This is a genomic window from Mycobacterium sp. E2462 (assembly GCF_001672685.1).
In the GTDB taxonomy this organism is placed as follows: Bacteria; Actinomycetota; Actinomycetes; order Mycobacteriales; family Mycobacteriaceae; genus Mycobacterium.
Genome location: NZ_LZKC01000127.1, coordinates 1 through 20,896, shown reverse-complemented (window position 1 = coordinate 20,896; position 20,896 = coordinate 1). Strand labels below are relative to the sequence as shown.

Below are 20,896 nucleotides of genomic sequence, written 5' to 3'. Positions count from 1 at the left end.
GTCGCGGCCTCCCAGTCCTGGCATAGCTGCGCCAGGAAACCCGTTCCGGCACGGTCCGTTTCGTCGACCACGCGGTCCTTGGTGTTGCCGTAGTAGCCGACCGCGCTGGCGTTGACCAGGGTCTGCACGCCGGCCTCGGCGACGGCGTGGGCGAGCACCTCGGTGGGCGCGATGCGGCTGTCGCGCAGGGACTGCTTGAACGCGCCGGACCACCGCCGCTTGCCGATGTTGACCCCGCACAGGTTGACGACGGCGTCCACGTCGTTCAGCGTGTCGGGATCCAACTCGCCGTTCTCGGGATTCCAGTGCAGTTCGTCGGGGTGCGCGGGCGCGCGCCGCACGATCCGCAACACGCGGTGGTCGGCGGCGCGCAACGCGGCGGTGAGCGCGGAACCGATCAGGCCGGAGGAACCCGCGATCGCAACGACCGCCCGGGGGCCAGCTGGAGCCACAGTGGTGTAAGCCCTCCTACAGACCCAGGTCGGCCTCGAACGCTCCCTCTTCGAGCCGGTGCTTGACGGTGGTCAGGAAGCGTCCGGCGTCGGCGCCGTCGATGAGCCGGTGGTCGTAGGTCAACGGCAGATAGCAGATCGAGCGGACGCCGATCGACTCGTTGCCCGCGTCGTCGACCACCACCCGCGGGCGCTTGACGATGGCCCCGGTGCCCAGCATGGCGGCCTGCGGCGGGACCAGGATGGGCGTGTCGAACAGCGCGCCCTGGCTGCCGATGTTCGTGATGGTGAAGGTGCCACCGGACAACTCGTCGGGCTTGAGGTTGCCCGACCGGGCGCGGTCGGCGATGTCGGCGATCGCGCGGGCCAGGCCGGCCAGCGACAGGTCACCGGCGTTGTGCACGACGGGGGAGAGCAGGCCCTGCTCGGTGTCGACGGCGAACCCGAGGTGCTCGGCGTCGTAGTAGGTGATCTCCTTGGTGTCCTCGTTGTAGCTCGCGTTCACGTTGAGGTGGATCTTGAGCGCGTCGATGACCGCGCGGGCGATGAACGGCAGGAACGTCAGGTTCACGCCCTCGCGCTCGGCGAACGCGGACTTCGCCCGGGCGCGCAGCCCCACGATCTTGGTCATGTCGACCTCGTGGGTCTGGGTGAGCTGGGCCGTGGCCTGCAAGGATTCACGGGTCTTCTTGGCCGTGAGCTGGCGGATCCGGTTGGCCTTCTGGGTGGTGCCGCGCAGGTGCGCCAGCGCCGGTGCCGGTGCGGTGGGCGTCACCTTGCCCGCGGCGGGAGCCTGCCCCGGGGCCGACGCGGGGGCGGGCGCCTGTCCTGCGGTCGAGGCGGCGGCCGGCTGCTGCGCCTGCCGCTGCTTGGCCTCGGCGGCGGCGAGCACGTCCTGCTTGCGGATGCGGCCGCCCACTCCGGTGCCCTTGACCTCGGCGAGGTCGATGTTGTTCTCGTTGGCCAGCTTTCGCACGAGCGGGGTGACGTATGGGGCGCCGTCACCGTGCGCTGCCGGCTGGGCGGGCGCCGCGGTCGGCTCGGGCTTGGGCTGCGGTGCCGGCTGCGCCGTCGGTTGCGGCTCCGGCTTGGGCTCCGGCTCGGGCTTGGGCTCCGGCTTCGGCTCGGCTCGGGGTTGCGGTGCCGGTTCGGGTTCGGGTTCAGGTTTGGGTTCGGGCGCGGGCGCCGGCTCGGGCGTCGGTGCGCCCGCGTCGGAGCCGCTGCCGATCCGCGCCAGCTCGCCCCCGACGGGCACCGTGGCGTCTTCCTCGGCGGTGATGCTGATCAGCACCCCGGCCACCGGCGACGGAATCTCGGTGTCCACCTTGTCGGTGGACACCTCGACCAACGCGTCGTCGACCTGAACCGAGTCGCCGACCTTCTTCAACCATCGGGTCACGGTGCCCTCGGCGACAGACTCGCCCAGCTCGGGCATCAGCACCGGGGTCGCCGAGCCGCTGTCGGAACCCTGCTGCCGGGCCGGTTCCGGCTGCGCCTGGGCGGCGGGGGCCGGCTCGGGCTCGGGCTGCGCCGCCGGGGCGGGCTCGGGCTCGGGCTGCGCCGCGGCCTGCTCCTGCGCCGGCTGCTGGGACCCGCCGTCCTGCGCGCCGCCGTCGGCGGAATCGCCGATCACGGCCAGCTCGCCGCCCACCTCGACGGTGTCGTCCTCCTGCGCGACGATCTTGGTCAGCACACCCGCGGCCGGGGAGGGGATTTCGGTGTCCACCTTGTCGGTGGACACCTCGACCAGCGGCTCGTCGACTTCGACCGTGTCGCCCTCCTGCTTGAGCCAGCGGGTCACCGTCCCCTCGGTGACGCTCTCACCGAGTGCCGGCATCTGGACGGAGAAGGCCATCTCTTCTGACTCCTCGATCACGCGTGGTCGGGATGGGTCAACAGCTCGCTGACAAGAACCGCGGCAGCAATCCAAAACTATCCTGTCACTGCGCCTCCGTCGGCACACATCCAGGGCGGACCGACCGCCCTACCCGCCTGGTGCCCACTTCAGCCGGGCCGCGGAGACGGCCTTGTCGGCAACATCACAACCGTGGGCATGTCGCCCACATGGGCCGGGGGTGCCCTCGCGCTGGCGTCTTGCGCACGGCATCGGCACCGGCTTCGACGCGCCAACCGGAAGAGGGCGGCGCCGTCGACAGCCGCCGGGGCCCGGGTAGCGTCAACCGCCCGGCGCCCGCCGCCGATTCATCGGCTTAAGCCCAAACCGTATGCGCTGCAAGGGCTTTCGCGGTTCGCCAGGCGGGCGAGGTGAAACTTAAGGTCGTCGGGCCCGCCGGGTCAGATACCCGGCCGGGCCGCACCCTCGCGCCGCACCAGGAGCGCCCCGGCGATGCCGAGGATCCCCAGGATGGTCAGCGGGATCGTCCAGGTGCGCCGGCTGCCCACCGACGACTGGCACTGCGCGACGTAGTCGGTGTGCGGGACCACCTGGTTGAGGATCGGGACGTTGGCCACGCTGTTGTTGTTCGCGCTGCGGGCCGAGGACAGGTCGGTGGCGACCGCGTTGCCGCAGCCGATGGAGTGGCCGTTGCCGTCCGAGATCGACACGGGCGCCAACAGCCCGATCACGCCGGCCAGTAACAGCACCGCACCCACACCGATGATCAACCGTCGCAGCGTCACGATCGCGCCTTTCGCCTCAGGGTTTGGACCGGTAGCAGGTTAACCGGCCCGCAGCCGCTGTAAACGCGGAGTTCACCGGGTACGCGCCGCGATTCTGGGTATCCCGGCGCAATGGCGCAGGCGAAAGGACGCGAGGTGATCACAGCGGTTCGGGAGGTGCCCGCTCCCTGCGAACGGGTGTGGGAGGTGCTCGCCGACGGCTGGACGTACACCCAGTGGGTAGTGGGCAACAGCCGGATGCGGGCCGTCGACCCCAACTGGCCGGAACCCGGCTCCACGATCGAGCATTCGATCGGCATCTGGCCGTTGGTGATCAACGACAAGACGGTCGTCGAGGTGAGCGAGCCGCCGCACAAACTGGTGCTGCGCGCCCACCTCGGGCCGCTGGGCGCGGCCCGCATCACGCTGCTCCTGCAGGAGACGTCGCAGGGGTGCCGGGTGGAGATGATCGAGGTGCCGGCCGTGGGCCCGATGGGCGTCGTCCCCGATTCCCTGGCCCTGGCCGCGGCCTATCCGCGCAACAAGGAATGCCTGTGGCGGCTGGCGGCGCTCGCGGAGCACCGGGAGCCGAGCCAGGTGACGTGAGCGCGCCCCGAGACGCCGTCGACGCCGTGGTCGTCGGGGCCGGGCATCACGGGCTGGTCGCCGCGGCCATGCTGGCCGACGCCGGGTGGGACGTGCTGGTGCTGGAGGCCCAGCCGGAACCGGGCGGCGCCGTGCGCAGTGCCGAGCTGACGCCGGGCTACGTCACCGACCTGTTCAGTTCCTACTATCCGATGACCGTGGCGTCCCCGGCGATGGCGGCGTTGCAGTTGGAGGATCACGGGTTGCGGTGGTCCCACGCGCCGACGGTGGTGGGCCACCCGCGCAATGCCGCCGACGACGACCCGCCGATCGTGTACCACGACCCCGGCCAGACAGCCGCCGAATTCGAGCGCCGCGTCCCGGGGGACGGCGCGAACTGGCTGCGCACGGTGGAGCTGTGGAACACCGTCAAAAAGCCGCTGCTCGAAGCGATCCTGTCGCCGTTCCCGCCGGTGCGCCCGCTGCTGACGCTGCTGCACAAGCTCGGGACGTCGGACGCGTTGCGGCTGGCGAACCTGCTGGTCCAGCCCGCCAACGCGATGGCCCAACAGCTGTTCGACGGCGACGCGCCGCGAGTCATGTTGTTGGGCAACGCCTTACACGCCGACATTCCGCTGGACGCGCCCGGGAGCGGCGTGATGGGCCTGCTGATGACCATGCTCGCCCAGGACTGCGGCTGGCCGGTGCCCGTCGGGGGGTCGGGCCAGCTGACGGCGGCGCTGGTCAGGCGGGCCGAGTCGGCCGGGGCGCAGATCGAATGCAACCGGGAGGTCACCCGCATCCACGTCGAGGGCGGCCGGGCCGTCGGCGTCAGCACCGCCGACGGCCGCATCGTGCGGGCGCGCCGCGCGGTGATCGCCGACGTGACGGCGCCCCGGCTGTTCTGCGACATGCTGCCCCCGGACGCGGTGCCGCCAGGGCTGCTGCGCGACCTGCGGCACTTCGTGTGGGACCCGCCCGTGGTCAAGGTGAACTACACGCTCGACGCGCCGATCCCGTGGCGCGCCGCCAACCTGCACGACGCCGGGACCGTGCACCTGGGCGCCGACGGGGACGGCCTGGTGCGGTGGATGGCCGACGTCAACACCCGCACCGTGCCGCAGCGTCCGTTCATGCTGCTGGGCCAGACCACCACCGCCGATCCCTCCCGGTCACCGGCCGGCACCGAAAGCGTCTGGGCCTACACGCATCTGCCGCGCGAGGTCTCCGACGACGCGTCGGCCGAGCAGCTCGCCGAGTCGATGGATCGCGTCATCGAGGAACACGCCCCCGGCTTCGGTGCCCACGTCGTCGGCCGCTTCCTGCAACGGCCGTCCGACCTGGAGGCCCACGACGCCAACCTGCACCGCGGCGCGGTCAACGGCGGCACCTCGCAGCTGCAGCAGATGCTCATCTTCCGCCCGGCGCCGGGCATGGGCCGCGCCGAGACGCCCGTCGAGCGGCTCTATCTGGGCAGCGCGTCGGCCAGCCCGGGCGGCTCGGTGCACGGCGCGTGCGGGCGCAACGCGGCCAACGCGGCGCTCGCCGCGGACGGCCTGACCGGCTGGCCGCGCCGCAACGTGCGCCGCGCCGTGTTCTCGCTCATGACGGGCCGGCGCTGAACGCTAGCCGTTTTCGGCGATGTCCTCCAGCACCGCGAACATGGTGCGGGTCGGCACGCCGGTCGCGCCCTTGGGCGAGTAGCCCCACGCGCTGCCGGTGTTGAACGCCGGTCCGGCCACGTCGAGGTGCGCCCAGCTCACGCCGTCGGCGACGAACTCACGCAGGAACACCCCGGCGACCAGCATGCCGGCGAAGCGCTGCCCGCTGATGTTCGACAAATCGGCCACCGTCGACTTCAGGTCTTCCTTGAGCTCGTCGGGCAACGGCATCGGCCAGCCGTTCTCACCGACCCGCTGCGAGATCTCCGCGACGCGGTCGCGGAACTCGTCGCTGCCCATCACGCCGGGGATGCGGGCGCCGAGCGCCACCGTCTGCGCTCCGGTCAATGTCGACGTCTCGATCAGATAGTCCGGGTTGTCCTCGCACGCCCGCACGATGGCGTCGGCGAGGATGAGCCGCCCCTCGGCGTCGGTGTTCTGCACCTCGACGGTGATCCCGCCGTACTGGGTCAGCACGTCGCCCGGGCGCTGCGCCGTCGCCGACGGCATGTTCTCGGCCATCGGCACCGTGGCGATGACGTCGATCGGCAGCTCCAGCTGCGCGGCCAGCGCGACGGTCGCGATCACCGCGGCCGCGCCGCCCATGTCCGAGGTCATGTGGTGCATGCCCGCGGCCGGCTTGATCGAGATGCCGCCGGTGTCGAAGGTGACGCCCTTGCCGACCAGGGCCACCTTCTTGGCCTGCTTGGATCGCTTGGCGTGCTTGGAGCCGCGGTGCGTCAGGCGGACCAGCCGCGGCGGGCGCGACGAGCCCTGCCCGACGCCGATGATGCCGCCGTAGCCGCCCTTCTGCAGCGCCTTGTCGTCGAGCACCTCCACTTCCAGGCCCACCGATTCGCCCAAAGCCCGCGCGCGCTTGGCGAATTCGGCGGGGAAGAGGTGGCTGGGCGGGGTGTTGACGAAGTCGCGTGCCGTGGCGACGGCCGTCGCCACGGCAGCGCCGTGCGCGGCATCCTTCTTCGCGTCCTTCGCGGTGGCCAGCACCGTGATCTTGCGCAGCCCTTGATCTTTGGGTGCCGTCTTGGCGCTGCGGAAGTCGGTGAACCGGTAGCTGCCCAGGATCAAGCCCTCGACGGCGGCGGAGAGGACGTCGGCGCCGGGCAGCTCGCCCAGCGTGGTGAGCACCGACTCGGTCTTGCCGAGCGACCGCCCGGCCACCCCGGCGGCCCGGCGGATCGTGTCGGCGGGCCACTCGGGGCGCGGCTTGCCCAGGCCGACCGTCAGCACGCTGGACACCGGCAGCGACGGCACCACGAGCCGGTGCACCTGATCGGCCCCGCCCGTGGCCTCCAGCGCCCGCAGCCCGGCCTGAATCTCGGCGGCCGCGTCGGCAGACAGGAACGGCTCGGCCGCCGCCAGCGCCGCGCCGGGCTGGTCGTCGTCCCCGGTGGACACGACCGGCACGATCAGCACGGACGAGGTCCCGCCGCGTTTGGGCAGCGAGGTGGCGACAGTGACGGTGGGGGCGGCGTAACCGGGTTCGGTGCTCATCCGCATCACCCTAGTGGGCCGCGAGCCGCCGCTGATTAGGGTGAAGTGTCGTGACCCCTGCAGCCGAGCCCCTCGAACCCCGCGAACCCCTGCGTGGACCGCTGGAAGACCGCCACCGCGCGCTGGGCGCCAGCTTCGCCGAATTCGGCGGCTGGCTGATGCCGGTGTCCTACGCCGGCACCGTCAGCGAACACACCGCCACCCGCAACGCCGTCGGCCTCTTCGACGTCAGCCACCTCGGCAAGGCACTGGTCCGCGGCCCCGGGGCCGCCCAGTTCGTCAACTCCGCGCTCACCAACGACCTCGGTCGCATCGGCCCCGGCAAGGCGCAATACACGTTGTGCTGCACCGAATCCGGCGGCGTCATCGACGACCTGATCGCCTACTACGTGAGCGACGACGAGATCTTCGTGGTGCCCAACGCCGCCAACACCGCCGCCGTGGTCGAGGCGCTGCAGGCCTTCCAGGCCAGCAACGCGTCCGCCGGCCTGACGATCACCGACCTGCACCGCGACTACGCGGTCCTGGCCGTGCAGGGCCCCCGCTCGCCGGACGTGCTCACCGAGCTGGGCCTGCCCGCCGACATGGACTACATGGGTTACGCCGACGCGTCGTTCGACGGGGTGCCGGTGCGGGTCTGCCGCACGGGTTACACCGGCGAGCACGGCTACGAGCTGCTGCCGCCGTGGGACACGGCCGGGGTGGTGTTCGACGCGCTGGTGACCGGGGTGCGCGCCGCCGGCGGTGAGCCGGCCGGCCTGGGCGCCCGCGACACCCTGCGCACCGAGATGGGTTATCCGCTGCACGGCCACGAGCTGTCGCCCGAGATCTCGCCGCTGCAGGCCCGCTGCGGCTGGGCGATCGGCTGGAAGAAGGACGCGTTCTTCGGCCGCGAGGCGCTGCTGGCCGAGAAGGCGGCCGGGCCGCGCCGGTTGCTGCGCGGGCTGCGGATGGTCGGGCGCGGCGTGCTGCGCCCCGGGCTGACGGTGCTGGCGGGGGATGCGCCGGTCGGGGTGACCACCTCCGGCACGTTCTCCCCGTCGCTGCAGGTGGGCATCGGGCTGGCGCTGATCGACGTGGCCGCCGGGGTCGAGGACGGCCAACGGGTGACCGTCGACGTCCGCGGCCGGTCGGTCGAGTGTGACGTGGTGCGGCCGCCCTTCGTCGAGGCGAAAACCCGTTAACCGCGGGGGTTGCGCGGGCAAAAACCCGTTGGCGGGCGCATATACAATCAGCCCCATGTCCAGCGGCTCGCTCGAGTTCACGGTCGCGCACTCGGAGAATCCCATTCCGGACGCCGAGCGCGAGACGATCTTGGCCGACCCCGGATTCGGCCGGTACTTCACCGACCACATGGTGTCCATCGACTACGACGAGGGCCGGGGCTGGCACGACGCCCGCGTCATTCCCTACGGCCCGATCGAGCTCGACCCGTCGGCGCTGGTGCTGCACTACGCGCAGGAGATCTTCGAGGGCCTCAAGGCCTACCGCTGGGCCGACGGCTCCGTCGTGTCGTTTCGCGCCGAGGCCAACGCCGCCCGGCTGCGGTCCTCGGCGCGGCGGCTCGCGATGCCCGAGCTGCCCGACGAGCTGTTCATGGGTTCGCTGTGCCAGCTGGTGGCCGTCGACAACGCGTGGGTGCCCGTCGCCGGGGGCGAGGCCGCGCTGTACCTGCGGCCCTTCGTCATCGCCACCGAGCCGGGGTTGGGCGTGCGCCCGGCCAAACGGTACCGCTACCTGCTGATCGCGTCGCCGGCCGGCGCCTACTTCAAGGGCGGCATCAACCCGGTGACGGTGTGGGTGTCGACGGACTACGTGCGGGCCAGCCCGGGCGGCACCGGCGCCGCCAAGTTCGGCGGCAACTACGCCGCCTCGCTGCTCGCCCAGGCCGAGGCCGCGGCCCACGACTGCGACCAGGTGGTGTGGCTGGACGCCGTCGAACGCCGCTACGTCGAGGAGATGGGCGGCATGAACATCTTTTTCGTGTTCGGCAGCGGCGGCTCGGCGCGGTTGGTCACCCCGGAGCTGTCCGGTTCGCTGCTGCCGGGCATCACCCGGGACTCGTTGTTGCAGTTGGCCGTCGACGCCGGCTTCGCCGTCGAGGAACGCAAGATCGACATCGACGAGTGGCAGAAGAAGGCCGCGGCCGGCGAGATCACCGAGGTGTTCGCCTGCGGCACCGCCGCCGTCATCACCCCCGTCGCGCGCGTCAAGTACGGCGACACCGAGTTCACCGTCGCGGACGGCCAGCCCGGCGAGGTCACGATGGCGCTGCGCGACACGCTGACCGGCATCCAGCGGGGCACCTTCGCCGACACCCACGGCTGGATGGCGCGGCTCGGCTGAGCGTGGCCGCGCGGCGCAGCCCGGCGGCTAAAACCGCACCAGCGCCGCCAGGGCCAGCGCGCTCACCGTCGCGGTGCATTCGATCGCGGCGCCCAGCACGTCGCCGCTGATCCCGCCCAGGCGGCGCACGCAGTGCCGCACCAGCAACCCCGCGCACCCGACGCCCAGCAGCACCGCCACCGGGCCCTGCCACGGCCGTGGCCCCACCGCGGCGGACAGGCCCAGCAGCGCCGCGACCCAGGCCGCCGCGACGGGCGCCGGTTGGCTGCCGGCGACCCGCGCGCCCAGCGAGCTGCCGGCGGCCGCCGGCACCGACCGGCGGCACGCCAGCACGGCCGCCACCCGGCCCGCGAACACCGCGATGGCGACGCCCGACACGGCGCGCGTCCCCGCCGCCGCCAACGCCGAGAACGCCAGCCCCTGCACCGCGATCACCAGCACGACGGCCGCCACGCCGAACGGCCCCGTCGACCCGTCGCGCATCACCGCCAGCGCGCGCTGCGGCGGCCCGTAGCAGCCCAACCCGTCGGCCGTGTCCGCCACACCGTCGATGTGCAGCCCGCGCGTCGCCAGCAACAGCGCGGCGACGGCCAGCAGACCCGGCAGTGGGCTCGACGCCCCGAACGCCGCGGCGGCCCCGCACGTCACCGCCGCGGCCGCCGCGCCCAGCGCGGCGCCCACCACGGGCAGCGCCGTCATGGCGCCGCGGCCCATCGGGGCCTGCGCCGAGCCCGGGACGGGCAACACCGTGCCGAAGGCGAAAGCAGTTGCCAGCGAACGGATCACGGCGTCGCGGGCGGCTGCCGGTCGGAGACGCCGGCCTGCGCGAAGGTGGCCATCGACGCCAACGTGGCCGCCGCCGCGCGCAGCACCGGCACGGCGAGCGCCGCGCCGCTGCCCTCGCCCAGGCGCATCCGCAGCTCGAGGATCGGTTCGAGCTCCAGCGCCGCCAAGGCCAGCGTGTGGCCCGGTTCGGTGGACCGGTGCCCGGCCTGCCACCAGTCGCGGGCGCCTGGGGCCAGCCGCTCGGCGACCAGCGCGGCCGCCGTCACCGCCATGCCGTCGAGCAGCAGCGGCGTGCGCCGCACCGCGGCCTGCGCGCAAAAGCCCGCCATCGCGGCCAGGTCGGCGCCGGCCGCGCAGCGCAGCAAGCCGACCGGGTCCGGCAGCACCCGGCGGGCGCGAAACAGCGCGTCGCGCACCGCGGACGTCTTGCGCGCCCACCCGGCGTCGTCGACGCCGCTGCCGAAGCCGACCGCCACCACCGGCTCGGCGTTCGTCAGAGCCGCCACCAAAACCGCTGCGGGCGTGGTGTTTCCGATGCCCATGTCACCGGCGATCAACAGGTCCGCGCCGGCGTCGACCTCCTCGTCGGCGATGTCCCGGCCGGCCGCGATAGCCCGCCGCACCTCGTCGTCGCTCAGCGCGTCCTCGACCGTGATGTCCCCGCTGCCGCGCCGCACCTTGTGCGCGGCGGCGCGCTCACCGGTGGCCGCGTCCACGGCCACATCAGCGACCCGCACCGTGGCGCCCGCGACGCCGGCCAGCACGTTGATCGCCGCCCCGCCCGCCTCGAAGTTGGCGACCATCTGGGCGGTCACCTCGGGCGGGTAGGCCGACACCCCGGACCGGGCGACGCCGTGGTCACCGGCGAAAACCACCACCCGCGCGCGTTCCAAAGGCCTTGGCGGACAGACACCTTGGCAGGAGGCGAGCCACACCGACAGGTCTTCCAGGCGGCCCAGCGAGCCGCGGGGCTTGGTCAGCGTGTCCTGGCGGGCCCGGGCGGCGGCGGCGACGCCGGCGTCGGGCGGCGCGACGGGCGCGAACTCCGTCACCCGAGCGGCGCCTTGATCGGCAACGCCTGCCCGGCGACCACCAGCACCACGCGGTCGCAGAGCTGCGCGACCCGCTGGTTCAATTCGCCCAACTCGTCGGCGAATTTGCGCCCCGCGGGCGTGGCGGGAACGACGGCCAGCCCGACCTCGGGGGTGACGAGCACCAGCGTGGCGCCGAAGGCGCCGATGGCGGCGACGGCGTCGTCGACCGTGTCGCGGACCGCGCCCGCCGCCGAGTCGTCCTCCCAGGCCCGGTTGCGGTCCAGCGTGCCGGTCAGCCAGCCGCCGAGGTCGTCGACGAGCGTGGGGGTGCCCGGCGAGCCGCGCAATTCCGCGGCGAGGTCGGTGTTTTCGACGGTCGACCAGTGCGCGGGCCGGCGGTCGCGGTGCGCGGCGACCCGGTGCGCCCACGCCGCGTCGTCGAAACCGGGCGGCCCGGGGGCCAGGTAGCGCACCGGCTCGCCGGCCGGCAGCGCCGTGGCGATGGCCTCCTCGGCCCAGCGTGACTTGCCCGACCTGATTCCGCCCAGCACCAGCGTGCGCACCGGCGTCAGGCGGCTTTCCCGCGCCGCTTAATCGGCACTGCCGCCGCGCTGGACCTGAGGCCGCGGCGTGCGCAGCCGACGCATCTGCGACGCCCGGCTGGCGGCGTACAGGCCGAGCTTCCAACGGCTTTCGGTGTTCTTGGGGAACTTGGCGTCGACCAGCCTGCTCACCTTGCGGCCCAGCACCACCCCGTCGATGCCCATCACCAGCATCAGCGCCAGCATCGCGGGCGACACGTAGAGCTGCAGTTGCGGCGTGGTGAACATGGCGAACATCAGGAACAGGGTGGACGGCATGAACAGGCCCAGCAGGTTGCGCCGGGAGTCGACCACGTCGCGCACGTAGCGGCGGATCGGGCCGCGGTCGCGGGGCAGCAGGTAAGCCTCTTCGCCGGACATCATGCGTTCCCGGCGGTCGGTGAGGCGGGCGCGGCTGGCGGCCTTGTCCGCCTTGCGCTCCTCGCGGCTGAGCTTCGGACCGGCCAGCGTCTTGCGCCGGGCCCGCGCCTCGGCGGCGGTCATCGGTGCGGGGGCGACGGGCCCCTTCTTGGCGCTGCGCCGGGCTTGGTCACGCTTGGGCGTGGGCCGCCCCTTGGGGCCCGTGCGGTGCGACTCGCGCGTCGCCGCGTCCGACGCCCCGGGGACGTCCGCCGCCACGACGGTCGGGGTCAAGTCCCCGTCCTGGCCTTTCTTGCGGCCCATCAGCTTCACAGGGGCCAGGTTACTTCCCGGCGCGGGTGTGGCGGAATTCGCCTGGAATGCCTCGCTATTAGACCTGCGTCAGCACCGTCCTTGGCCCTACTCTTACCAGTGATGAACGGCTGCCTGTGATGGACGACGGGTCGATGGCCACCGACGACGGCGGTCCCGGCCTCGCTCCCGGCCGTCTGCAGTTGCCGGCCATGCTCGTGCTGGTGGCCCCGGACTGTTACGGCGACAGCATGACGGCCGTCGAGGCGGCCGCGGCGATCGCGACCGGCTGGACCCGCTCGCGCCCCGGCGACCGGTTCATCGTCGCGCCGCAGTCCGACGGCGGCCCGGGGTTCGTCGAGGTGTTGGCCAGCCGCTTGGGGCAGTTGCGGCGGGTGCGGGTGTTCGGTCCGCTGAAGGCGATGGTGACGGCCGAGTGGGTCTTCGATCCCGGCTCGGCGACCGCCTACCTCGAATGCGCCCAGGCCTGCGGTTTGGCCCTGCTCGGCGGCCCGCCCACCCCCGAGACCGCGATGGCGGCGCACAGCAAGGGCGTGGGCCAGTTGATCGCCGAAGCCCTGCGCGCGGGGGCGACGCGCATCGTCGTCGGGCTCGGCGGCAGCGCGTGCACCGACGGCGGGCAGGGGATGATCGCCGAACTCGGCGGCCTGGACACGGCCCGCCGGCAACTGGCGAACGTGGAGCTCATCGCCGCCTCCGATACCGAATACCCGCTGCTGGGACCGTGGGGCGCGGCGCGGGTCTTCGGGCCGCAGAAGGGCGCGGACACCGCCACGGTGGCCGCCCTCGAGGTGCGCCTGCAGGCGTGGGCGCTGATCTTGGAGGCGGTGGCGGGCCGCGACGTCAGCGCCGAGCCGGGCGCGGGCGCGGCCGGCGGCATCGGGGCGGGCCTGCTGGCGCTCGGCGGCCGGTGCGAGTCCGGGGCCGCCATCATCGCCCAGCACACCCGCCTGGCCGACGATTTGGACACCGCCGAGTTGATCGTCACCGGCGAGGGCCGGTTCGACGAGCAGTCGCTGCACGGCAAGGTGGTCGGCTTCCTCGCCGACGCCGCCCGGCCGCGCGGAATTCCGGTGGTGGTGCTGGCCGGGCAGGTCGGGCTGGACAACGCGACGGTCCGCTCGTCGGGCATCATGGCGGCCCTGTCGATCGCCGACCACGCCGGGTCGGTGCGGTTGGCGCAGGCAGACGCCGCCAACCAGCTGATGGGGCTGGCGTCCGTGGTCGCGGCGCGACTCGGGAATAGCGGTCCCGCAAGGTACCGTTGATGGAGTGGGCTTTTTTCGAGCGGTTCGGGCCGGCCGACGGAGGCCGGTGGAATCGACCCTGACGACCACGCCCCACTAGGCATGTAGGAGAAGCAATGACGGTGCAAAACGAGTCGAACGTCGCGACGCACGGCGTGATCCTGACCGAGGCCGCCGCCGCGAAGGCCAAGTCGCTGCTGGACCAGGAGGGACGCGACGACCTGGCGCTGCGCATCGCCGTCCAGCCGGGCGGCTGCGCGGGGCTGCGTTACAACCTCTTCTTCGACGACCGGACGCTCGACGGCGACCTGACCGCGGACTTCGGGGGAGTCACCCTGACCGTGGACCGGATGAGCGCCCCCTACGTCGAGGGTGCGTCCATCGATTTCGTCGACACCATCGAGAAGCAGGGCTTCACCATCGACAACCCGAACGCCACCGGGTCCTGCGCCTGCGGCGACTCGTTCAACTGAGCCGGGGCCGCTGACCGCTGGCGGTCGGTTGTGCAGGGGCTCAGTACGAGCCCGCGGTGCGCAGCACGTAGGAGCAGACGGTGATCTGCCCGCGCTGGAACAGCAGTTGCGCGATGCCTTGCAACGGTCCGCGCGTCGGGCCGCCGCTGGACGGGGTGACTTGCATGCTGAACAGCGCTTGGGCCTGGTACTGCGACAGGTAGACGATCTTGTCGATCGAGGTCACCTCGACCTCGGAGAACTGCTTGCGGAACGCGTCGCTGTTGAGCTTGGCCAACGCCTGATCGGAGCGCTTGTCCTGGACGCCGTCGTACAGGCCGCACAGCGCGTTGCGCACGATCACGTCGATGTCGCGGTGGTCCAGGGCGTCCAGATAGCCCTGGATGGCGGTCTTCGCCGCCCCCTCGGAGAAGGTGGCGCCGCTGTTGGCCCCGTTGGTGCGCACGCCGTACACGATCGCCACGGTCAGCACGGCGACCAGCGTCAGCGCGAGCAGCACGCCGGTGACCAACCGGCGCCGGGACCGCTGCGGCGGGTAGGGAACCGCCGGCGGCGGGTTCCCGGCATAATTGGGAGCCGCGAGTCCCGCGTCGCCGGCGCCGGGCCCGGGCCCGAAGGCGGGGCCGGCAGGCTCGTGCGGGAACTCCAGAGGCTGGGATTCGTTTGGGGGCGTTGGTCCTTCGCCGCCGACGGTGTGGTTCGACGAATGCGGACCGGCCATCGTGGGTCTCCTACGGTGATCGTGATCCCGGCAGCAACTCGAAGCGACGGGAGTGAGTTCCCTAGGGAGGCTAGCGCACCACCCGCGCGCCGAGGAGCGGACGCAACGACGCTCTGGGTGCGTGAGTAAGCTCGATAACCTTGCTAACGAAGAGCGGAGACTTTCGTGACGATCGCGGTAACAGGCTCGATAGCCACCGACAACCTGATGCGCTTCCCCGGCCGGTTCTCTGAGCACCTACTGGCCGACCACCTGCAGAAGGTGTCGCTGAGCTTCCTCGTCGACGACCTGGTCATCCACCGCGGCGGTGTGGCCGGCAACATCGCCTTCGCCATCGGGGTGCTGGGTGGCGACGTGGCGCTGGTCGGCGCGGTCGGCGACGACTTCGACGACTACCGGCAGTGGCTGCAGTCGCACGGCGTCAACACCGACCACGTGCTGGTCTCCGACACCGCGCACACCGCGCGGTTCACCTGCACCACCGACCAGGACATGGCGCAGATCGCCTCGTTCTACCCGGGCGCCATGTCGGAGGCCCGCAACATCAAGCTCGCCGACCTGGTGTCGTCGATCGGGAAACCCGACCTGGTGATCGTCGGCGCCAACGACCCCGACGCGATGGTGGTGCACACCGAGGAGTGCCGCAAACTCGGCCTGCCGTTCGCCGCCGACCCTTCCCAGCAGCTGCCCCGCCTGTCCGGGGAGGAGATCGACAAGCTCGTCGACGGCGCCGCCTACCTGTTCACCAACGACTACGAGTGGGAGCTGCTGCTGTCCAAGACCGGCTGGTCGGAGGCCGACGTGCAGCAGAAGGTCGACCTGCGGGTGACCACGCTGGGTGCCAAGGGCGTCGACATTGTCGAGCGCGACGGCACCACCACCCACGTCGACGTGGTGCCGGAGAACAGCCAGACCGACCCGACGGGCGTCGGCGACGCCTTCCGCGCCGGCTTCCTCACCGGCCGCAGCGCCGGCCTGAGCCTGGAGCGTTCGGCGCAGCTGGGCTCGCTGGTGGCCGTGCTGGTGCTCGAGTCCACCGGCACCCAGGAGTGGACCTGGGACCGCGAGGACGCCAAGAGCCGGCTGGCCGGCGCCTACGGCGACGAGGCGGCCGAGGAGATCGGCGCGATCCTGGCGTAGCCGCGGGTGGCGTCGGCGGCTCACGCCGCCGGCGCCCGGTATCCGGTACCGGCGCTGCGCTGCGCTGCGCTGAACCCGCGAGCGTAAGCACCCTGCGATTTTGGGCCCGGATTTCCGCAGTGGCCTTACGCTCGCGAGGCCAGGCCAGGCCAGGCCAGGCCAGGCCGGGCAGGCCGGGCCCGGGCAGGTCAGAGCAGGCCGGGTGAGCGAGGCAGGCCGGGCCCGGGCAGGTCAGAGCTGGACGGGATACACCGGCTCGCTGATCTGGGGCACCACGCTGTGCTCGACGAAGATCGCGTGCCAGAGCATGAAGATCAGCACCGTCCACAGCCGGCGGCTGTGATCGCTGACGCCGTTGCGGTGCTCGTCGAGCATCCGGCGCACCGCGGCGAGGTCCACCAGGTGGCCGGCCTGCGACGCGTCGACGGTCGCGTAGGCCCACTCCAGCAGTTCTCCGGCCCGCAGCCAATGCCGGATCGGCACCGGGAACCCCAGCTTGGGCCGGTGCAACACGTGGGCCGGGACGACGGGCTCCAGGGCGCGCCGCAGCGCGTACTTGGTGGTCGTGCGGGTGATCTTGGCGTCGACGGGCAGCCGGGACGCGACGGCGAACACCTCGGGATCTAAGAAGGGCACCCGCAGCTCCAGGGAATTGGCCATGGTCATCTTGTCGGCCTTGACCAGGATGTCGCCGCGCAGCCACGTGAACAGGTCGAGGTGCTGCATGCGGGCCACCGGGTCCCAGCCGGCCGACTCGGCGTACACCGAGGCCGTCACGTCGGTGTGGGTCCAGTCCTCGCGGAAGCCCGGCAGCACCTCGCGCAGCTGGGCGTCGGAGAAACTGCGGGCGTTGCCGTAGTAACGCTCTTCGAGCGTCAGCGAGCCGCGGTGCAGCAGGCTCTTGCCGCGCATCCCCTCCGGCAGCGGCCTGGACACCTTGCCCATCGACCGGCGCAGCGGCCGCGGCAGGTAGTCGAACGGCTTGAGCGACAACGGCTCCCGGTAGATCGTGTAGCCGCCGAACAACTCGTCGGCGCCTTCCCCCGACAGCACCACCTTGACGTGCTTGCGGGCCTCGCGGGCCACGAAGAACAGCGGGACCAGTGCGGGGTCGGCCACCGGCTCGTCGAGGTACCACACGATCTCGGGCAACGCGGCGACGAACTCGTCGGGGGAGACCACCTTGGCGATGTGGCGGGCGCCGATCGCCTCGGCGGAGGCCACCGCCACGTCGATCTCGGAGAACCCCTCGCGCTCGAAGCCGGTGGTGAAGGTGATCAGCCGGGGGTTGTGCCGGATGGCCAGCGCGGCAATCGCGGTCGAGTCGATGCCGCCGGACAGGAACGCCCCGACGGTGACGTCGGCGCGCATGTGTTTGGCCACCGAGTCCTCGAGCACCGCGGTGATCTCGTCGTAGCGGGCCTGCTCGGCGCCGCGGGTGATCGGGGTGGCCGCGAAGCGCGGCGTGAAATACCGGGTGATCTGCGGCCGCTGGCCGGGACGGATGCGGGCGTAGCAGCCCGACTCCAGGCGGCGCACCCCGCGGTGCAGCGTCTCGGGCTCGGGCACGTACTGCAGGACGGTGTAGTGCTGCACCGCCCGCTCGTCGATGCCGGTGTCGAAGCCGATCAACTCGGCCAGGTCCAGCAGGCACTTCTTCTCGCTGGCCACCGCGGTGCCGCCGGCGCCCGTGGCCAGGAACAGCGGCTTGATGCCGAACGGGTCGCGGGCGCAGAACAACTCACCGGTGGCGGTGTCCAGCAGCGCGAACGCGAACATGCCGCGCAGCCGGGTCAGGACGTCGGTGCCCCAGAAGTGGAAGCCGGCAACGATCGCCTCGCCGTCGCCGTCGGTGGCGAACACCGCGCCGTGCCGGGCGGCCAGCTCGGCGCGCAGCTCGAGGTAGTTGTAGATCTCGCCGTTGAACACCAGCACGTAGCGGTCGGGCGCCTCGGGCGGACCCCAGCGCAGCGGCTGGTGCGCGTGGGCGATGTCGATGAACGACAGCCGGTTGAACCCGAACACGACGCTGCCCTCCGCGGCCAGGCCGCCGGGTTCGTCGGGCCCGCGGTGCCGCATCAAACGCAGCGAGCGGCCGACGGCGCCGTCGACGCGGGCGGCGTCGGCGACCTTGATCGAGGAGCTGTCGAAGCCGGGATCCGAACCGTCCGGGGCGGCGACGAACGCCAGCAGACCACACACGGCGCCCCAGTATGCCGCACTCGCGCGCTCGGGGTTGGCGGCGCTCGTGGCGGCCGTGCCCGGCGCGCGCCGAGGGGCCGCGGCGCGAGCCGACCGGGGTTTCGTCGCCGCGCTCAGCCGCGTGGTCTACGCTGCGTAGTATTCGATATCCGAGCAGGAGGCGCCAACGTGACACCTCGCGAGCAGCACCGTTCGCAACGTATGTCGCAGGGCAGGATTCAGCGCCGTTCCGGGGGCGTCAGCGGGGGCCTGTCCCGCCGTCTCCGGCCGTTGGCGCTGGCAGCGACGTTCGGGGGGCTCGCGGTCGCGCTGAGCGGATGCAGCTGGCAGCACGTCCTGGCGTTCGGCTGGCCGGACGGTATCACCCCGCAGGCCCACTACAACCGCGAACTGTGGATCGGCTCGGTGATCGCGGCCCTCGCCGTCGGCGTGGCGGTGTGGGGCCTGCTGTTCTGGTCGTCGGTGTTTCACCGCAAGAAGGCCACTGACACCGAGCTGCCGCGGCAGTTCGGCTACAACATGCCGCTCGAGCTGGCGCTGACCGTCACGCCGTTCCTCATCGTGTCGGTGCTGTTCTACTTCACCGTCGTGGTGCAGGAGAAGCTGCTGCACGTCGCTAAGGACCCCGAGGTCGTCGTCGACGTGACCGCGTTCCAGTGGAACTGGAAGTTCGGCTACCAGCGCGTCGCCTTCAAGGACGGCACCCTGACCTACGACGGCGCCGACGCCGAGCGCAAGAAGGCGATGCTGTCCAAGCCCGAGGGCAAGGACGCCCACGGCGAGGAGCGCGTCGGCCCGGTGCGGGGCCTGAACACCTCCGACCGGCAGTACCTCAACTTCGACAAGGTCGAAACGTTGGGGACCAGCGACGAGATCCCGGTGCTGGTGTTGCCGACCGGCAAGCGCATCCAATTCGACCTGGCCTCCGCCGACGTCATCCACACGTTCTGGGTGCCGGAGTTCCTGTTCAAGCGCGACGTGATCCCCAACGCCGAAGCGAACAACTCGGTGAACGTGTTCCAGGTCGAGGAGATCACCCGGCCCGGCGCGTTCGTCGGTCACTGCGCCGAATTCTGCGGGACCTACCACTCGATGATGAACTTCGAAGTCCGGGTGGTGTCGCCCAACGACTTCAAGGCCTACCTGCAGCAGCGCACGCAGGGCAAGACGAACGCCCAGGCGCTGCAGGCGATCGGGCAGCCGCCGCTGGCGGTGACCACCCACCCGTTCGACACCAAGCGCGGCCAGTTGGCCGGAAGCCAGTAGGTTAGGACGCGAAATGCATATCGAAGCCAGGTTATTCGAATTCATTGCCGGGTTTTTCCTACTGATCGCCGTGCTTTACGGCGTGCTGACGGCGCTTTTCGCAACCGGCGGCGTGGAGTGGGCGGGCACCACCGCGCTGGTGTTGACCGGCGGCCTGGCGTTGATCGTGGCCACCTTTTTCCGCTTCGTTGCTCGGCGCCTCGACACCCGGCCCGAGGACTACGAGGGCGCCGAGATCAGCGACGGCGCAGGCGAATTGGGTTTCTTCAGCCCGCACAGCTGGTGGCCGATCCTGATCGCGCTGTCCGGCTCGGTGACCGCGGTCGGCATCGCGCTGTGGCTGCCGTGGCTGATCGCGGCCGGTGTGATGTTCATCCTGACTTCGGCGGCCGGATTGGTTTTCGAGTACTACACGGGGCCCGAGAAGCACTGATTTTCACGACCCAAGGTCACAATCCGATCACGTGATTGGCGGCCCGGTCGCCAGAACGGGTTTGCCCCTTTTGGTTCGGTAATGTTTTGCCCAGATCAATGAGAACGTCCCAAGCGCGCCCGCGACGATGCAGCGGTGAATCTTTGCGCGTTGGCGATGTAGTCGAACAGGGCAGGCGAAGATGAGCGGGCCGAAGCACCCGGGATGGGACCCGGATGAACCCGACGACGCTCACGGCTTCGATCACGCTTCCGGTCAGGCGTCCGGTCAGGATCTGGGCCCGGACGCCGGCCCTGAGCCGGAACCCGACGCGTTCGACGGCGCAGCGGCGGGGCTGGGGGACGCCGCTCCCGCCGACGGTGACCTGGAACCGCTCGATGGCGGCGCGGACCCCGAGCCGGTGGACCAGACGGGGCAGACCGACGCCTACTCGCGGGCGTACTCGGCCCTGGACGCGGAGCAGTTCACCAGCGGGCCCTACGTGCCGGGCGAGCTGGGGCTCTACGACTACGAGGACTACAACGAGGCCGCCGAGGCCGACGACACCCACAGCGCGCCGCGCTGGCCGTGGATCGTCGGCGTCGCCGCCATCGTCGCCGCGATCGCGCTGGTGGTCTCGGTGTCGCTGCTGTTCGCCCGCACCGACACGACCAAGCTCGCCAACCCGAACACCAGCACCGCCCCGTCGACGCCGCCGCCGCAGGACGAGATCACGACCACCAAGCCACAGCCCCCACCGCGCGGCGATACGCCGAGTATCTGCTCACCATCTAGCAGCTCGTCTGCGGCGCGTCGCTGCTGTTCGACGACAACACGGTGCCGTCGCTGGTCGTGATCGAGCAGTTCAGCCGGCTGACCCGGAACAGGCTGGACGCCTCGACCGAGCCGACGTCGGACTGCGAAATCGGGGTGACCGTGATCGACCACGGGATGTAGACGTTGTGCTGGGTGCGACGCCGGCCCGACGCGTCGACGTAGGTCACCGAGATGATGTCACCGGGGGCTTTGGTGCCGGTCACCGAGTAGGTGACCTGCCGGGGGCCGGCCGGGGTGGTGCTGGGCGGCGGGGCCGCCGCCGACGACGTGGGCGCCGGGGGCGGTGCCGGCCCCGGCGGGGGTGGTGGCGCCGGCCCGCAGGACCGTGA

Annotated in this window: 20 protein-coding genes and 1 pseudogene; 10 read left to right on the top strand and 11 right to left on the bottom strand. The window is 71.6% G+C overall.

All coding sequences use genetic code 11. The features are described 5' to 3' along the window. From A5714_RS06115 to A5714_RS06105, 3 genes are all read right to left on the bottom strand, one after another. On the bottom strand, window positions 1-452 hold a 452-nt coding region (locus A5714_RS06115; RefSeq protein WP_156747187.1), incomplete at its 3' end, for an NAD-dependent epimerase/dehydratase family protein. A 16-nt stretch (window positions 453-468) separates the two neighbouring features. Beyond that, window positions 469-2,307, bottom strand: a complete 1,839-nt coding sequence (gene sucB / locus A5714_RS06110; RefSeq protein WP_068283773.1) for a 2-oxoglutarate dehydrogenase, E2 component, dihydrolipoamide succinyltransferase — start codon at window positions 2,305-2,307, stop codon at window positions 469-471. Between the two features lie 440 nt (window positions 2,308-2,747). Next, the gene (locus tag A5714_RS06105) at window positions 2,748-3,092 is read right to left on the bottom strand and encodes an aminopeptidase (protein ID WP_068073199.1); all 345 of its coding nucleotides are present in this window, start codon (window positions 3,090-3,092) and stop codon (window positions 2,748-2,750) included. 135 nt (window positions 3,093-3,227) lie between these two features. On the opposite strand from A5714_RS06105, the gene A5714_RS06100 reads away from it, so the two are divergent. Beyond that, window positions 3,228-3,677 carry an SRPBCC family protein gene (locus tag A5714_RS06100; protein ID WP_068283770.1) on the top strand — a complete coding sequence of 150 codons (450 nt, stop codon included), beginning with the start codon at window positions 3,228-3,230 and terminating at the stop codon, window positions 3,675-3,677. Further along, window positions 3,674-5,278 (top strand): NAD(P)/FAD-dependent oxidoreductase, encoded by a 1,605-nt coding sequence (locus A5714_RS06095; RefSeq protein ID WP_068283766.1) that lies wholly within the window; start codon window positions 3,674-3,676, stop codon window positions 5,276-5,278. The genes A5714_RS06100 and A5714_RS06095 overlap by 4 nt, the downstream gene beginning before the upstream one ends. Window positions 5,279-5,281: 3 nt before the next feature. Here A5714_RS06095 and A5714_RS06090 read toward each other — a convergent pair whose 3' ends face one another. After that, window positions 5,282-6,829, bottom strand: coding sequence for a leucyl aminopeptidase (locus A5714_RS06090; RefSeq protein ID WP_068283763.1), 1,548 nt, complete (start codon window positions 6,827-6,829; stop codon window positions 5,282-5,284). Between the two features lie 50 nt (window positions 6,830-6,879). Here A5714_RS06090 and gcvT point away from each other — a divergent pair, with 50 nt between their 5' ends. After that, window positions 6,880-8,013 (top strand): glycine cleavage system aminomethyltransferase GcvT, encoded by a 1,134-nt coding sequence (gcvT, locus tag A5714_RS06085; protein ID WP_068283761.1) that lies wholly within the window; start codon window positions 6,880-6,882, stop codon window positions 8,011-8,013. Window positions 8,014-8,068: 55 nt separating this feature from the next. Further along, entirely contained in the window at window positions 8,069-9,175 is a 1,107-nt protein-coding gene (locus A5714_RS06080) for a branched-chain amino acid aminotransferase (RefSeq protein WP_068283759.1), read from the top strand. 27 nt (window positions 9,176-9,202) lie between these two features. On the opposite strand, the gene A5714_RS06075 is transcribed toward A5714_RS06080, so the two are convergent. Genes A5714_RS06075 through A5714_RS06060 form a run of 4 tightly spaced genes read right to left on the bottom strand, consistent with a single transcriptional unit; the run spans window position 9,203 to window position 12,269 of the window. Next, window positions 9,203-9,961 carry an adenosylcobinamide-GDP ribazoletransferase gene (locus tag A5714_RS06075; protein WP_068283755.1) on the bottom strand — a complete coding sequence of 253 codons (759 nt, stop codon included), beginning with the start codon at window positions 9,959-9,961 and terminating at the stop codon, window positions 9,203-9,205. Next, entirely contained in the window at window positions 9,958-11,013 is a 1,056-nt protein-coding gene (gene cobT / locus A5714_RS06070; RefSeq protein ID WP_068073188.1) for a nicotinate-nucleotide--dimethylbenzimidazole phosphoribosyltransferase, read from the bottom strand. Before cobT ends, A5714_RS06075 begins: the two co-directional genes overlap by 4 nt. Further along, window positions 11,010-11,558: a bifunctional adenosylcobinamide kinase/adenosylcobinamide-phosphate guanylyltransferase gene (locus A5714_RS06065; protein ID WP_068283749.1), complete on the bottom strand. Its 549-nt coding sequence runs from the start codon at window positions 11,556-11,558 to the stop codon at window positions 11,010-11,012. The genes cobT and A5714_RS06065 overlap by 4 nt, the downstream gene beginning before the upstream one ends. Before the next feature lie 27 nt (window positions 11,559-11,585). Then, entirely contained in the window at window positions 11,586-12,269 is a 684-nt protein-coding gene (locus A5714_RS06060; protein ID WP_068073184.1) for a DUF3043 domain-containing protein, read from the bottom strand. 191 nt (window positions 12,270-12,460) lie between these two features. Between A5714_RS06060 and A5714_RS06055 the strand changes: the two genes are divergently transcribed. Continuing rightward, window positions 12,461-13,537, top strand: a complete 1,077-nt coding sequence (locus A5714_RS06055; protein WP_068073232.1) for a glycerate kinase — start codon at window positions 12,461-12,463, stop codon at window positions 13,535-13,537. 95 nt (window positions 13,538-13,632) lie between these two features. Beyond that, window positions 13,633-13,989 carry an iron-sulfur cluster assembly accessory protein gene (locus A5714_RS06050; protein ID WP_068073182.1) on the top strand — a complete coding sequence of 119 codons (357 nt, stop codon included), beginning with the start codon at window positions 13,633-13,635 and terminating at the stop codon, window positions 13,987-13,989. Between the two features lie 40 nt (window positions 13,990-14,029). Here A5714_RS06050 and A5714_RS06045 read toward each other — a convergent pair whose 3' ends face one another. Then, a complete protein-coding gene (locus tag A5714_RS06045; RefSeq protein ID WP_068283746.1) occupies window positions 14,030-14,710 on the bottom strand; it encodes a hypothetical protein in 681 nt (226 codons plus the stop codon). 165 nt (window positions 14,711-14,875) lie between these two features. On the opposite strand from A5714_RS06045, the gene A5714_RS06040 reads away from it, so the two are divergent. Beyond that, on the top strand, window positions 14,876-15,850 hold the full coding sequence (locus tag A5714_RS06040) for a carbohydrate kinase family protein (RefSeq protein WP_068073178.1): 975 nt from the start codon (window positions 14,876-14,878) through the stop codon (window positions 15,848-15,850). 231 nt (window positions 15,851-16,081) lie between these two features. Here the strand turns inward: A5714_RS06040 and asnB are convergent, their stop codons facing one another. Beyond that, window positions 16,082-18,052, bottom strand: coding sequence for an asparagine synthase (glutamine-hydrolyzing) (gene asnB, locus A5714_RS06035; protein WP_068283743.1), 1,971 nt, complete (start codon window positions 18,050-18,052; stop codon window positions 16,082-16,084). Window positions 18,053-18,220: 168 nt separating this feature from the next. On the opposite strand from asnB, the gene A5714_RS06030 reads away from it, so the two are divergent. The 3 genes and pseudogenes from A5714_RS06030 to A5714_RS25935 form a co-directional block, all read left to right on the top strand. Continuing rightward, window positions 18,221-19,318 carry a cytochrome c oxidase subunit II gene (locus tag A5714_RS06030; RefSeq protein ID WP_156747186.1) on the top strand — a complete coding sequence of 366 codons (1,098 nt, stop codon included), beginning with the start codon at window positions 18,221-18,223 and terminating at the stop codon, window positions 19,316-19,318. A gap of 13 nt (window positions 19,319-19,331) precedes the next feature. Continuing rightward, window positions 19,332-19,751, top strand: a complete 420-nt coding sequence (locus A5714_RS06025) for a cytochrome c oxidase subunit 4 (RefSeq protein WP_068073172.1) — start codon at window positions 19,332-19,334, stop codon at window positions 19,749-19,751. Window positions 19,752-19,932: 181 nt separating this feature from the next. Further along, a pseudogene (locus A5714_RS25935) lies at window positions 19,933-20,505 on the top strand (hypothetical protein); the annotation flags it as partial. 16 nt (window positions 20,506-20,521) lie between these two features. Here A5714_RS25935 and A5714_RS25150 read toward each other — a convergent pair. Continuing rightward, window positions 20,522-20,896, bottom strand: a 375-nt coding sequence (locus A5714_RS25150; RefSeq protein ID WP_231975805.1) for an MmpS family transport accessory protein, incomplete at its 5' end; no start/stop codon positions are given.